At 71.0% G+C, this 13682-nt stretch carries 13 protein-coding genes; 5 read left to right on the top strand and 8 right to left on the bottom strand.

Going from position 1 to position 13682, the window contains the following annotated elements:
* Positions 1-39: 39 nt before the first annotated feature.
* On the bottom strand, positions 40-3384 hold the full coding sequence (locus MRBLWS13_RS11945; protein WP_349425595.1) for a DUF5979 domain-containing protein: 3345 nt from the start codon (positions 3382-3384) through the stop codon (positions 40-42).
* Between the two features lie 101 nt (positions 3385-3485).
* On the opposite strand from MRBLWS13_RS11945, the gene MRBLWS13_RS11940 reads away from it, so the two are divergent.
* Positions 3486-3908 carry a hypothetical protein gene (locus tag MRBLWS13_RS11940; RefSeq protein ID WP_349425594.1) on the top strand — a complete coding sequence of 141 codons (423 nt, stop codon included), beginning with the start codon at positions 3486-3488 and terminating at the stop codon, positions 3906-3908.
* A gap of 168 nt (positions 3909-4076) precedes the next feature.
* Here MRBLWS13_RS11940 and MRBLWS13_RS11935 read toward each other — a convergent pair whose 3' ends face one another.
* Together MRBLWS13_RS11935 and MRBLWS13_RS11930 are read right to left on the bottom strand one after the other, a co-directional pair.
* Positions 4077-4868, bottom strand: coding sequence for an amidohydrolase family protein (locus MRBLWS13_RS11935; RefSeq protein WP_349425593.1), 792 nt, complete (start codon positions 4866-4868; stop codon positions 4077-4079).
* A 177-nt stretch (positions 4869-5045) separates the two neighbouring features.
* Complete coding sequence (locus MRBLWS13_RS11930; protein WP_349425592.1) at positions 5046-5702, bottom strand: amidohydrolase family protein; 657 nt, start codon at positions 5700-5702, stop codon at positions 5046-5048.
* A gap of 80 nt (positions 5703-5782) precedes the next feature.
* Between MRBLWS13_RS11930 and MRBLWS13_RS11925 the strand changes: the two genes are divergently transcribed.
* Positions 5783-6397 (top strand): TetR/AcrR family transcriptional regulator C-terminal domain-containing protein, encoded by a 615-nt coding sequence (locus MRBLWS13_RS11925; RefSeq protein ID WP_349425591.1) that lies wholly within the window; start codon positions 5783-5785, stop codon positions 6395-6397.
* 27 nt (positions 6398-6424) lie between these two features.
* On the opposite strand, the gene MRBLWS13_RS11920 is transcribed toward MRBLWS13_RS11925, so the two are convergent.
* A complete protein-coding gene (locus MRBLWS13_RS11920; RefSeq protein WP_349425590.1) occupies positions 6425-7822 on the bottom strand; it encodes a DUF2252 domain-containing protein in 1398 nt (465 codons plus the stop codon).
* A gap of 54 nt (positions 7823-7876) precedes the next feature.
* Here MRBLWS13_RS11920 and MRBLWS13_RS11915 point away from each other — a divergent pair, with 54 nt between their 5' ends.
* Both MRBLWS13_RS11915 and MRBLWS13_RS11910 read left to right on the top strand, forming a co-directional pair.
* Positions 7877-8971, top strand: coding sequence for an AI-2E family transporter (locus MRBLWS13_RS11915; protein WP_349425589.1), 1095 nt, complete (start codon positions 7877-7879; stop codon positions 8969-8971).
* Positions 8972-9016: 45 nt separating this feature from the next.
* Positions 9017-10117 (top strand): DUF998 domain-containing protein, encoded by a 1101-nt coding sequence (locus MRBLWS13_RS11910; RefSeq protein ID WP_349425588.1) that lies wholly within the window; start codon positions 9017-9019, stop codon positions 10115-10117.
* Here the strand turns inward: MRBLWS13_RS11910 and MRBLWS13_RS11905 are convergent.
* Positions 10106-11449 (bottom strand): ion channel protein, encoded by a 1344-nt coding sequence (locus tag MRBLWS13_RS11905; protein ID WP_349425587.1) that lies wholly within the window; start codon positions 11447-11449, stop codon positions 10106-10108. The genes MRBLWS13_RS11910 and MRBLWS13_RS11905 overlap by 12 nt on opposite strands.
* Before the next feature lie 114 nt (positions 11450-11563).
* On the opposite strand from MRBLWS13_RS11905, the gene MRBLWS13_RS11900 reads away from it, so the two are divergent.
* Positions 11564-12400, top strand: coding sequence for an ion channel (locus MRBLWS13_RS11900; RefSeq protein ID WP_349425586.1), 837 nt, complete (start codon positions 11564-11566; stop codon positions 12398-12400).
* Between the two features lie 73 nt (positions 12401-12473).
* On the opposite strand, the gene MRBLWS13_RS11895 is transcribed toward MRBLWS13_RS11900, so the two are convergent.
* From MRBLWS13_RS11895 to MRBLWS13_RS11885, 3 genes are read right to left on the bottom strand one after another with little or no spacing between them, the layout of a single operon-like run.
* Positions 12474-12827 carry an SHOCT domain-containing protein gene (locus MRBLWS13_RS11895; RefSeq protein WP_349425585.1) on the bottom strand — a complete coding sequence of 118 codons (354 nt, stop codon included), beginning with the start codon at positions 12825-12827 and terminating at the stop codon, positions 12474-12476.
* Positions 12828-12838: 11 nt separating this feature from the next.
* Positions 12839-13255 carry a DUF6325 family protein gene (locus tag MRBLWS13_RS11890; protein ID WP_349425584.1) on the bottom strand — a complete coding sequence of 139 codons (417 nt, stop codon included), beginning with the start codon at positions 13253-13255 and terminating at the stop codon, positions 12839-12841.
* 24 nt (positions 13256-13279) lie between these two features.
* Positions 13280-13666 carry an SHOCT domain-containing protein gene (locus MRBLWS13_RS11885; RefSeq protein WP_349425583.1) on the bottom strand — a complete coding sequence of 129 codons (387 nt, stop codon included), beginning with the start codon at positions 13664-13666 and terminating at the stop codon, positions 13280-13282.
* Positions 13667-13682: the final 16 nt, after the last annotated feature.

Below are 13682 nucleotides of genomic sequence, written 5' to 3'. Positions count from 1 at the left end.
GTGGCCGACCCCGCCCTCGCGACGGTGGAGCGCCTGACATCAGCCGCGCCGCACGCGCTGCGTCCGTCGTGTCGCGAGCAGTGCCCCGAGGGCGATCAGCGCGACCGAGCCGATCGGGACCAGCGGCGAGATCGCGCCGCCACCGGTCGCCGGAAGCGGCCGGGTCGCCGCCGTGTTCGTCAGCGTGAGCTCGGCCACGTCGGTATCGCGGGCGACCGACATGGGCAGCAGCGTTCGCCCGTTCGCCTCGGGTGTCAGAGTCTCTCCGTCGACGGTCCACACCGGAGCGCCCCAGTCGACGCCCGGCACGGAGGGCAGCTCGCCCTCCTGCACCTCGAGGATGGTTCCGACCGGGAAGTACGGCGAATGCACCGGGACGTTCGGGGTGAGCTCCACGCGCGGCTGGGCCACGCCGTCCCACCACCAGTCGACGGGGAACGTCGTCCCGGCAGGCAGGGCGGATGCGGCATCCCCGTCCACCACCTTCGTCACTGCCCAGCGCGTCAGCTCGACCGCGGTGTTGGTGACCTCGAGCACAGGGGTCGTGTCGAACTCGACCACGACGTGGCTCGACGGGCTCCAGATCGTCTCGCCCCACTCGAACCCAGGCGGCAGAGCGGATGTCTCGACCTCGGTCTCGGCGAGGTCCACGGCGGTGCCGATCGGGAACTCGAGCGGCGCGCCCGTCTCGTCGACGGGGCCGGCCGGCGTGCCGTCGGCGGGGAGCGAGAAGGTGCCTGTCACCGGGTCCTGCCCGGGGATGTGCGCGATGTAGGCGACAGTGAAGGAGTCGACGAGCAGCTCGTCCGGATCGATCCCGACGAGGTCCTTGACCACTTGGAACGTGCCGGTGATCAGCGTGGCGTCGTTGGTGAGCGTCGTGCTCACGACGAGCTCGCCGTCGGCGCCGATCACGAGCTCGTCGGGGTCGAACGTCGCGGGTCCCCACGTCACGCCGCGGACGGCCGGTGCGGCCTGCTCCTCGAAGGTCACCACCGTGCCGAAGGGGAAGGTGAGCGGCGCGCCGCGGTCATCGACCGGACTCACCGGTGTGCCGTCGCCGGAGACGCGCATGGTGCCGGTCTCGACGGCGCCCGTGGGCAGTGTCGCCGTCCAGGTCACCGTGACCTCGAGGCCGGAGGGCACGCTCTCGGGGGGAATGCCTGTGAACGCCTTCGCCACGTCGAAGGTGCCCTCGCGCAGCGCGTTCACGACCTCGATCGCGATGTCGCCCGATTCCGGCAGCGGGATCGAGACGATCGCGGTCTCGAGCGGACCGGCTCCCTCGAAGTTCCCGGGACGGTACTCGGTCACGACACCGTCGACCGTGACGCGGATGACGGGCGTGAACCAGTCGTCCGGATCGACGGGCGTGCCGTTCACCGTCGGTATCAGCTCCGCCAGCTGCAGCGCCTCGGCACCGGCCTCGACATCGTCGAGCAGCTCGGGATCGCCGACGGGGAGCACTCGCGTCGTGCGGGTGCCCGGCGGGTCGGTGTTGTAGCTGACGGCGAACTCGTAGGCGGGGTCAGCGGCATCTCCGACGGCCGATTTCACGATGGTGATGGTGCGCTCGGTCTCGGCGGGCGTGACGGCGTTGACCAGTTCGACGGCGACTGTGCCGGTCTCGCCGATGACGAACGTGCGTCCGGGAGTCCAGTGCGCGCCCGCCCACTCGTAGCCGACCGGAGGCTCGATGCCGTCGAGCTCCTCGGTGAGCACGATGACGGTGCCGACCGGGAAGTCCTGACCGACGTCGACGACAGTGCCGTCGAACGGCACATCCAGCGTGCCTGAGCCGATCTGCTCGCCGCCGAAGGTCGCGGTCCACGCCACGGCGACGGTGGGTTGGGACGGCTCACCCGGCTGACCGCCTGACACGTCCTCGATCGATTTCGCGATGCTGAACGTGCCCGTCTGCGCGGTCGCGGTGTTCGTGACCACCACCTGCGCCGTGCCGGCGCCGATGGTGAGCGGATTCGGGTCGATCGTCGGATCGCCCCAGAGCCATCCGGGCACGGACTCCGGCGCGATCTCCTCGAACTCGACGGCGGTGCCGATCGGGAACTGGCCGTCGGCGACGACGGGAGTGCCATCGGCCGGCACCTCGAGCGTCCCCGTCGCGACGGTGCCATCCGGCTCCGCGGCGATGTAGTTCACGGTGAACGTGGTGCCCGCGGGCAGATCGTCGGGTGCGATGCCCGACAGCTCCTTGCGGACGGCGAAGGTGCCGCTGTCGGCGCTGCACGAGATCTCGCTCGAGAAGAGGAAGGAGTGCGTCTCGCCGCCCTGCAGCGTCACGTTCCGGCCGATCACCTGCCCGTCCAGAGGCGCCGCGTCGACGGTGACCGACGCTTCGGGGGCGTAGATCGAGCCGTCGATCCTCGCCTCGGCCGCCGTCACCGTGACATCTCCGGTGAGCTGGGAGAGGTCCCACAGCATGTACGGCGAGAAGGCGCCCTGAGGGTCGGCGCGCGCACCGACCACGTCGGTGGTGCCGGCGGGAACGCGGATCACCAGGGGATTCGAGACGCCCGGTGTCGGGCCGGGGGAGAACTGGATCAGCGCCGCGCCGGCGATGTCGGCGTAGTCGACGATGTTCGGCTGATCGGCGCTCAGGGGCGCGAGCACGACGCGGCTGCCGGCGTCCTCGGCCACCGCGACCGGATAGCCGACGCCCGCGATGGGGTCGGCGATGTCGTCGAGGCAGCTGCTCGCCTCCTCCCACGACGCATCGCGGTTGGCCTCGACGTAGTCGGCAACGGCCGTGGCGGAGGTGTTCGCGGTGAAGATGCTGTTGTTGCCCGCTGCACCGCTCGGGGGTGCGGCATCCTCCGGGTACTGCTGATGGGTCGAGTCGATGAGCGGCGTCTGATCCGGGTTCGCCGGGTTCTGGTTCAGGCGCAGCCAGTCAGCGCGGGCGAACGCCTGCCACCCGCCGTCCCGGTCCACCATCTTGAGGTCGCCCCACAGCGCCGGATCGCTGGTGCCCGCGCTGGTGATCGCCAGGATGCCGGTGCTCGCCGTGCTGTACTCGCCGACGAGGAAGCGCGTCGGGTCGCCGTCGACCCTGGGCAGGTCGTAGTCGCCGGTGCCGGCGGAGACGTGGATGATCGCGTACTGGCTCGCGGCGGCCGGTGCGACGGTCGCTGTGCCACCGACGGCGATGCTCCCTTCGGTCTCCTGGTTCTGCAGGAGTGCGTCCTCCCGGGCGTACACCGTGAAGCCGCCCGCGATGGCGAACGGATTGACGGTCTCGGGGTAGGCCGCGTGTGCCGGCGCGGGCTGGGCGATGCCTGCGGTGACGGCACCCGTCGTGGCGAGCAGGGTCGCTGCGACCCCTGCGATCCAGCGCCGCAGGCGCGGCCGCTCCGTACGTCCCATCAAGTGTCTTCCCCTGGTCGGCTGTTTCAGTACATCACACGGCGGGAGACGGAGACAGAAACGTTTCGTGTCGCGTGGATTTCGGGCGCATGATGGTGCTCATGGCGACTCTCGACGACGTGCGCGCCATCGCGCTCGGGTTTCCCGAGGTGGTCGAGCGCGTCGACGGTCACCGCGGCGGGGCCTCCTGGCGTACCCCTGCCGGAGCGTTCGTCTGGCAGCGCGGGCCGAGCGGCCGCGACCTCGAGCAGCTGGCGGCGCTCGGGCGCGAATGGCCGCCAGGCGACGTCGTCGGCGTGCGGACCGACGGGCAGCAGGTGAAGCAGGCGCTGCTCGAGACCTATCCCGACGCGTTCTTCACCATCCCCCATTTCGACGGGTATCCCGCCGTCCTCGTACGCCTCGACGGCATCGACCTGGCCCAGCTGCGCGAGGTCGTCACCGACGCCTGGCTGCTGAAGGTGCCCAAGCGCGTCGCGAACGGGTGGCTCGCCCAGCATCCGCCGGCGTCTCCCGCCCCCTGATCCCGGGATCCGGACCGCGCTCCGCGTGGTCTCTGCAACAGGTCAACCGGGCTTGTACAGGACGTTCGGCAACCGGATCTCCTGTGGAAATGCGGTTGACCTGTCGAAGCGGCGGTCGGAGTCCGCCGGCGTCGCCGAGCGCGTGATCCGCGGCGCCCGAAGCCGCCGTCAGAGTGCGTCGGCGTCGTAGACCGTCTCGCCCGCGACGACGGTGCGCACGACGCGGGCCGTGAGCAGCGACTCCGGCCCCGCCGCGAACGGGTCGACGTCGACGATCGCGAAGTCGGCGGCGAGGCCCGCCTCGAGCCGCCCGCGCGTCCCGCCGTCGCCGACGGAGGCCGCGGCATCCCTCGTCGCGTGGGCGAGGGCCTGCTCGAGGGGCAGTGCGTACTGCGGATGCCGCGGCGCGAACGACCCGTCGAGCGCCGACTTGCGGGTGGCCGCGATGTACATGTTGGGCAGCGCCTCGTGGGGAGCGGTCGGCGCGTCGGTCGAGAATGCGAGCAGCGCGCCGGCCTCGACGTACTCGGGCCACGCGAAGGCGCGGTCGACGCGTTCGTCGCCGAGCATCGCGGCCCAGTTGTCGAAGATCGCGGGGTCGGCATGCACGGGCTGCATCGACGCGGTCACGCCGAGCCGCGCCATCCGCTCGGCGGTGCCGGGCGCGGCGTACTCGAGGTGCTCGATGCGGTGCCGGCGGGCCCGGGGTTCGTTGACCTCCGCCGCGTGCTCGAGCGCGTCGAGGGCGATGTCGCTCGCGAGGTCGCCGATCGCGTGCAGCGCCACCTGCAGTCCTGCGGCGTCGGCTGCGGCGACGACGGGCTTCACGTCGGCGAGCGGCCAGATCGGCTCGGCGTTGGAGCCGTTGGAATACGGATGCCGCATCGCGGCGGTGCAGGCATCGATGACGCCGTCGACCACGAGCTTGATGCCGACCACCCGCAGCCACGGTGATCGCACCGTCTCCGACTCGCCCGGCCGCCCGGGCGACCTGCGCCAGGTTCGCGGCCTCGTCACCGGTGTTCTCGATGAACCAGTGCGCGGCGACCCGGAGCGGCAGTCGTCCGCCGCGCCGCTCGGCGGCGCGCTGGAACGCGGCGAGGCCGAGCTCGTCGAACGCCATGTCGACCGCCCCGGTCACGCCGGTCGCCGCATACGCGGCGAGCGTGCGCTCGACGGCGGCGTCGCGGTCGCCGTCGTCGGTCTGCTCGGCGAGGAACGCCCACGCGTGCGCCTGTGCCGCCGTCTCGTAGAGCATGCCGTCGGGCTCGCCGCCGGCATCCCGCCCGATGCGGCCGCCGAGCGGATCGGGGGTGTCGCGGTGATGCCCAGCTCCGCGAGGGCGGCCGTGTTGACCCAGCACGAGTGGTAGTCGTTGGCGTCGAGGTACACCGGCACGTCGTCGACCGCCGCGTCGATCATGGCGGCGGTGGGGATGCCGCCGGGCACGGAGTCGAAGAGCCAGCCGCGTCCGAGCACGCGCACCGCGTCGGGCCGGGCCTCGCGCGCGGCGCGAAGGCGCTCCTGGATCTCGCCCAGCGTGCGCGCGTCGGTGAGCCCGACCCGGCCGAGAGCCTCGCCCATCATGACGAGGTGGGTGTGCGCATCGGTGAAGCCGGGGACCAGCAGGCGGCCGCCCAGATCGACGGTGGCGGCATCCGGTCCCGCTGCTGCCGTCGCGCGCGCCGCATCGCCGGCGAACACCACGGAGTCGCCGTCGACGACGAGGGCGTCGGCCCAGGGCTGCGCGCCGGCGGTGAAGATGCGCCCTCCGGTGTAGACGGTCGCGGTCATGCGGGAACCTCCCTGTGCCCGGAACCGCGTCGCGGTCCGCTAAACGAATACCGTTCGTTATTATGCCTCATGGAGGACGGATGCCGAGACCCAGAGTGAACCTGCTGTCGGTGGAGCTGATCGCCGACGCCGCCATCGACCTCGCCGACTCGGGCGAGCCGTTCGGCGTGAACGCCCTCGCACGCCGGCTGGGCGTGACGCCGTCATCGCTCTACAACCACGTGGACGGCAGGGACGCGATCGTCGAGCTCATGCGCGGTCGCCTGTCGCGCCGCTATCTGTCCGCGGCCATCACGGGGGAGTGGGATGCCGTGGTCATCGGCACCGTGCGGGCGCTCCGGCGCCTGTATGCCGAGCATCCGCTCATCGTGCCGCTCATCGTCGGCAAGACGATCACCGACCCCGATGTGATCGCCGGCTACGACCGCCTCGCGACGGCGCTCGTCGCCGCAGGGGTCGCCGACGACGAGGTGCTCGCGATCGTCGCCATCGTCGATGCGTATGCGATCGGGTTCGGCATGGACCTCGCGTCGCCCGACGAGATCTGGCGGCCGGACGTGCCCACCGCGACGCTCGGCCGGCTGATCGCGGGCGCGGCCGGGGTCTCCGATCGCAGCGACGCCGCCTTCGAGATCGGCCTCGACATGCTCGTCGCCTCCCTCCGCATGCGGATCGAAGGCACTCAGGCGCCGTGAGGCCTGCTCAGGCGCCGTGAGGCCTGCTCAGGCGGCCGCCTCCACGCCGCGGTGCGTCCGGAACAGCTTCCAGTCCGCGCGCGAGAGATCGGCGTAGGCGTAGGCCCATTCGAGGATCGCCTCGCCCGCGACGCGACCCCCTCCGGCATACCCCGCCACGGCGGCGGAGGCAGGGGACTGGCCGTGTGCGCGGGCGAGCGTCGCCGCGCAGGCGTCGGCGTACCAGAGGAACCCCTTGTCATCGAGCGCGTCCATGTCGAACCCGCCCTTCTTGTCGCGGAACTGGCGGACGTAGAAGTCGCGCTGGGCCCCGTACGTCGTGCGGCCCACATAACCGAGGAACGGGTCCGACACCGCCTGGAGGATGCGCTGCATCCCGACCACGCGCCCGCCGTCGCCGAACTGGTCGATGAACCGCGAGACGCCTTCCGGCTGCTCGGCCTTGCCGTGCTCGATGAGCACGCTCCTGCCCGCCTCCTTGCCCTGCAGCAGCAGGACGCCGTCGTCGCCGTCCTGCATGGCGATCACGAAGCACCTCGTCCCGACGCTGCCCACTCCCACCACACGCAGGGCGATGTCCGACAGACGGTACTTCTGCAGGAGCGCTCGGATGTCGATGTTCGCCGTCTGCACGTACTGGTCGAAGACGCGGAGGACGCGCTCCTCGGACTCGGCGTCGATGTGGGTCATCGTCGGCGGCGCCTCGACGAAGACGATCCGCCCGTCGGCGTCGAGCTGCGTCATCTTCTTCGCCGCCCGCGCGCCGGTGCGCTTCTCGGCCTCCTTGATCGCGGAGTCGATGGCGGCGCGCGTCTCGTCGTCGACGGCTCGCTCGGCGGCCAGGGCGTCGAAGCGGTCGTAGTAGCGCTTGAGGGGACTGCGCTTGGCGCCCGCGCCGATCGAGCGCGCGTAGACGCGCACCGCATCGAGCGACGCCTCGCGGACCACCGAGTCGGAGCGCCCGGTCGACTGCCCGGCGATGACGATGCTGGTGACCAGTCGCTTGACGTCCCACTCCCACGGCGCCCACGCGGACTCGTCGAAGTCGTTGAGGTCGAAGACGAGGGTCCGCTGCGGTGACGCGTACAGCCCGAAGTTGGAGACGTGCGCGTCGCCGCACGACCCGACGCTCACGCCGCTGCTCGGCGAGCGGGCGAGGTCGGCGGCCATGAGGGCGGCGGTTCCCCGGTAGAACGCGAAGGCGCTGGCCGCCATGCGCTCGGTGCGCAGGGGAACGAGCTCAGGGACGCGGTCCGCGTCCTGGGCGTCCAGGATGCCCATCGGATCGCGATCGTTCGTGGGCAGCTCGGCGAGCGCCTCGCGAGGGTTCTGCTCACGTGCGGTCCGACCCTCCGCCACGTGGTCGGCATAGGACGGCAGAGGAGCCCATGTGCGCCCGATCGGCGACTCGGCGGTGGTTGACATGCGCCCAGTGTGGCACTGCGGTGCACCGCTCGTAAGTGGCGATACCCTGACCGCGTGACCCGCCCCGCGCCCGCCCCTCCGCCTCCCGCTCTCTCGCCGGGGCTGCGCGTGCTCATCGTCCTCGCGACGACGGTCGTGATCCTCGCGGGCGTGTACTTCGCCCGCAGCCTCATCGGACCGCTCGCGCTCGCGGTCGTGCTCGTCGTCATCTGCGAACCTGTCCGCCGGCCGCTCGAGCGCCGCGGCTGGCCGCGATGGACCGGCACCACCGCCGTCATCCTCGTCGCCTACCTCGTGCTCGTGGTGATGGGACTGCTGCTGTGGGTCGCCGGCGTGCAATTCGCCCGGCTGGTCGCCGACTACGTGGACCAGCTGCGCAGCAGCGCCGACGGGTTCGTGTCATGGCTGCAGTCCGTCGGACTCGACGGAGAGGCGACGGATGCCGCGGCATCCGTCCTGGATCCCTCCGCGATCGTCCGGCTCGTCTCCAGCGTCGGCGGCACGGTGATCGGCATCGCGACCGCCCTCTTCTTCGTCGTGTCCTACATCATCTTCATGGCGGCCGACGCGGCGCGGTATCGCGATGCCGAGCGCGTGTTCGGCACCGGTCGCCGCCCCGCGCTGGCCCGGATCCGACGCCTGAACACCGGCATCCGTCGCTATTACGTCGTGAACGCATCGTTCGGCGCCGTCGTGGCGATCATCGACGGCCTGGCGCTCTGGGCGCTCGGCGTGCCGGCGCCGATCGTGTGGGCCGTGCTCGCCTTCGTGACCAACTTCGTCCCGAACATCGGCTTCGTGCTCGGCCTGATCCCGCCCGCCGTGCTGGCCTTCGTGGTCGGCGGATGGCCGATGCTGCTCGCCGTGATCGCGATCTACTCTGTCGTCAACGTCGTGCTGCAGGTGCTGGTGCAGCCGAAGTTCGTCAGCGACGCGGTCGACCTCAGCCTGACGCTGAGCTTCTTCTCGGTCATCTTCTGGACATTCGTGATCGGCCCGCTCGGCGCGATCCTGTCCATCCCCCTCACGCTCTTCGTCCGGGCGCTCGTGCTCGAGGGAGATCCGGGGTCGCTGTGGCTGCGGTGGCTGTCGGGCGACCGCACCGCTACGCCGGCCTCGGCGGCGCGCGATCCGCTGATGCATCCCTGATCGACCGCTCCACACCGTCCGCATCACATCCTCACGGAGGCAGTCATGACTCAGACCTCGCTCGATCTGCCCTCACCCGACGGGCAGCCGGCGGATCCGTCGCGGCCGCACCGGCCCCGCGTCTTCGACCGGGTCAGCGAGCGCTCGCTCGAGTCCCTCGCCCTCGGCGTCGGCGCGGTCTCGTTCGTCGTCGTGGCGCTCGTGGCGATGGTCGCGTTCGGCTTCCAGGCGGCGCCGATCTCGGGCGCGGGCTCGGTGGGGCAGTTCGCGGCGATCGCGTCGGGCGCCGTGGCGTTCCTCGCGGTGATCGGCGGCCGGATCCTCGCCCACCGGCAGGGCGCGCACCGGCGCCTGAAGCCCCTCGACTATCTCGACGTCGCGGCACTGGCCTTCGCCCACGCCGTCATCGCCCTGCTCGGCTGGACGCTGCTGGCCGTGATCCTCGAAGACGCGTTCATCGGTGCCGAGGTGTTCGCGCTGCCCGTGCTCATCCTCGCCGGCGCCACCTCGGCGATGACGGCGTATCTCGCGTTCTACTCCGCAACCCACATGGATCTGCAGCTGCTCGCGGTCGTCCTCGCGGTGTTCCTCGTCTTCGGCGTGCTCGCCAGCATGCTCACCGCCAGCGACCCCAACTGGTGGAAGGACAACCTCAGCGCTCTCGGCATGTCGTCCAACGTGTCGGCGTTCGCGTTCAACATCACGATCATCGTCGCGGGCTTCCTCGTGACCACGCTCGCGCGGTACTCCACGCGCGGCATCCCCACCACCAACCCCCACGGCATCGCCCGCGTGCGTGTCTCGCTCATCGTGGTCGGCGTGTTCCTGGGCATGGTCGGCTTGTTCCCCGTGGACCGGTTCTTCGCGCTCCACACCAGCGTCGCATCGGGCATGGTGGTCGCGTTCGGCGTGCTCGTCATCGCGCTGCCGCGGTGGATCCCGTCGATGCCGCGGGCCTTCGTCGCACTCGGCTGGCTCTTCCTCGCCGTCACGCTGCTGCTCGCGGTGTTCTTCTTCATCGGCTACTACACGCTGACGGCCGTCGAGCTCGTCGCCGGCATCCTGGTCTTCACCTGGATCGTGCTGTTCATCCGCAATGCGGCCGCCCTGGCGCAGGACGCGAGCCGCGAGCCGTCAGCCGGCTGAGCGGGCTCCGGTCCAGGGGAGCGGGGCCTCCGGGCGCTCGCGCGCGAGGTCGGCGGGGGTGATGAGCATCTCGCGCGCCCAGGTGACGACGAGCCAGGTGGGCAGCACGATGATGCACAGCATCGGCAGCACCGTGATGTCGCCGACCATCGCGACGGCCACGAACAGCGCCACCCAGCCGTCGCGGGCGATCGCCAGCACGAGGCCGAGCACTCCGCACGCCACGGCGAGCGACAGCGACAGGCCCGGCAGCAGCGCGCCGCCCAGCATGCCGGCCGCCACCCCGAGGAACACGGCCGGGAAGATGCGGCCGCCGCGGAAACCCGCGGACGCCGCGACCACGAGCGCCGCCATCTTGACGAGCAGGATCACCGCCAGCTGACCGGGCGGATACGCATCGGGGTCGGCGAGGAGCTCGCCGCTCTGCTCGAGGCCCTTGAACAGCGTGATCGGTCCGCCGATCATCCCCAGCAGCCCCAGCACCACCCCGCCGAGCGTGATGTAGAGCATCGGATGCCGCAGCGCGTGGAACGCGCGATGCACGAGCGGGAAGAGGTAGATGCCCACGAGCCCGAAAGCGGCGGCGGCGCACGCGACGATCGCGCCGAGGAGCAGATCGAAGGCCTGCGGCGTCCCGTAGGGGGCGAGGGGAGTCGCCGTGCCGAATCCGCCGCCGAGGAGGAAGGTCGTCACGGACCCGGCTCCGGCCGCGACGAGCGGGAGGAACAGCTTGTCCCAGAGCGACCCGCCCATCTTGAACTCTCCGACCATGCCGGTGAACACGAGCGCTGCGGCGACGGGGGTGCCGAAGAGCGCGCCGATCGTCGCCGAGATCGCGAGCGCGCCGGTGAGCTCGGGCGGCACCGCCTTGGCGATGCGCGCGACGAGCGCGATCGCGAGCGAGACGTTGACGGCGATGATCGGGTTCTCGGGGCCGAGGCTCACCCCGCCCGCGAGGCTGAGGATCACGACGACGACGAGGCCGGGCAGCACCCACAGCTGCAGCGGCTTCGCGGCGAGTTCGGTGGTGGCGGAGTCGGGGCCGGCATGGCCGGGAACGAGCCACACGACGAGGCCGACCGCGATGCCGGTCGCCGTCAGCACCGTGAAGATCCACCACGGTGCGTCGGGGGCGATGCCCAGCGCCTGAGGCGTGTTCGTCCACAGCACGTCGTCGAGCCGATCGGCGATCTGCTCCAGCAGCCAGAGCGACAGCGCCGACAGCACGCCGATCAGGAGAGCGGGGATCGACAGCAGCACCAGGCGTCGGACGGTCAGCTGCGGACCCGGCGGCGCGGCCGGTGCGGGCGAGGCGGCGGTGGGGCCGGGCATGGGGCACACGATAGCGGTCGCGGGGCGAGTGGGGCGACTGGCGCGCGAGGCGATCCTGCGCGGCGGCGGGCGCGCCGATGCGCCGGGTGGCGACATCCGGTGCACAATTCGCATGTGGAGGAGACCGCCTGGCACAAGCGCACCGAGGTGCCGCTGATGATCGCCTCACTCGCGTACCTCGTCGCGTACTCGTGGCGCGTGATCGCGGATCTGCACGGTCCTGGCCGGGCGGTCGCGTCGACAGTGATCCTGGTCACCTGGGCCATGTTCATCGCGGACTACCTCGTGCGCCTGGCGCTCGCGAAGAATCGGCGATGGTGGTTCCGCCATCACCTGTCTGCGCTGACGTTCGCGCTGATCCCCGTCCTGCGCCTCGTTCGCCTCCTGCGCTTCATGACCCGGCTGCCGGGGATGAAGACGACCGCGGGCGGTGTGCTGCGCACGCAGATCCTCGTCTACGGCGCCGGGGCCTCCGTCATCCTGATCTACCTCGCGTCGCTCGCGGTGCTCGAAGCAGAGCGTCACGCTCCCGACGCGAACATCACGACCTTCCCTATCGCGGTGTGGTGGGCGTGTGTGACCGTCACGACGACGGGCTACGGCGACTACGTGCCGATGACGGATGCCGGCCGCTGGGTCGCCGTGGCGCTCATGCTCGGCGGGGTGGCGCTGGCCGGCGTGATCACCGCGACCCTGGCCTCGTGGGTGCTCGAGCGCGCGTCGCGCGCACACGACGACCAGGAGCCAGCGACGCGTGCGCAGGTGCGGGCGCTGATGGAGAAGATCGACGCTCTCACGGCGCAGAGCTCCGCCGGCGGAGGCGGTGCGAGCGGTGCGGGCGCAGGCGGTGCGGGCGGTGCGGGCGCGGGCGGTGCGGCCGGCGAGGGCGCGCACCACGGCGATGACCACGGATCGCTCGGCGACGGCGGAGACGAACGCCCCGGCGGATGATCGCCCGCGACCGCAGCTGACACGAAGAAGGCCGCGTCCGGATGGACGCGGCCTTCTTCGTTCGAAGCGATGCTCAGGACAGCAGCTTCGCCTTCGCTGCGGCGAACTCCTCGTCGGAGAGGATGCCCTGTGCGTGCAGCTGCGCGAGCTGCGTGATCTTGGCCATCATGTCGTCGGCCGCCGGAGCGGCGGGTGCGGCCGGAGCCGCCTGCGCCGCCTGCGCGTTGGCGACAGCCTGGGCGGCGGCGGCATCCATCGCGGCCTGCTGCTGCTGGGCCTCGTACGCCTGCTGCTCCTGGGCGCCGGCGGCCTTCTCCTGCTGGTGGCGCTGCACGCTGCCCGAGACGGCCGTCGCCGTGCCGGCGACGACAGCGGTACGGGCGGCCATGCCGATCAGACCGGGACGGCCCATTCTTCTCAGTGGCATGTCTTCCTCCTTCAGTCGGCGTTCTCGGCGAGGAACGCGTTGACGATCGGTGCCGGGATGCCCTCGCGCGCGATGACGGCGCCGCCGGCGTCGTAGAGCGCCGATGCGAACGCCTTCGCCCACAGCAGCTCGATCACGAGGATGGCTGCGGACGAACCGGGCTCGAGGCTCTCCGCGAGGAACAGGATGTCGTCCTGCCCCGCGAGCCCCGCGAGGTCGAGCGACGGTGCGCCGTCGTCGATCGTGTCGGAGAGTTCGAGGACCTCGAGCTCTCCTTCCGGCGAACGCCGGGCGAAGACGAGGTCGAGCACGTTGACCGTGCCGGAGGCGACGAGGTCGTCGATCGCCTGGAGCACCGCCGGGCCGGGGCGGTCGCCTTCGAACGCGATCGCGTAGAACTCGATGGGGCCGTAATCGAAAGTCGTCATGTCTTCTCCTGTCTCGGGTGCCGGCTAGACAGCCAGCGCCTTGGCCTTGAGGCTGTCGAACTCGGCCTGGGTGATCGCGCCGGAGTCGAGAAGCGACTTCGCCTTGGCGATGTCGTCGGCGGCGCTCGCCCCCGAGCCCGCGGTCTGCCGGATGTACGCGTCCTGAGCGGAGCGCAGCTCCTGTGCCTGCGCGATCGAGCGCTTCTGCATGCCGTTGCCCCGCGCGATCAGGTAGACCAGCGCGGTGAGGAAGGGCACGAAGATCAGGAAGAGGATCCAGACGGCCTTGAGCCAGCCGTTCAGCTTGTCGTCGCGGAAGAGGTCGCCGATGATCGAGAAGATCACCATCAGGTACGCGACGAACACGAAGATCCAGAACATCCAGGCGATGAAGTCCCAGAAGCCGCCCATGGATACCAGCTTTCTC

It is taken from the genome of Microbacterium sp. LWS13-1.2, assembly GCF_040144835.1.
Taxonomy (GTDB): domain Bacteria; phylum Actinomycetota; class Actinomycetes; order Actinomycetales; family Microbacteriaceae; genus Microbacterium.
This window is presented reverse-complemented; position numbering and strand designations above follow the sequence as displayed.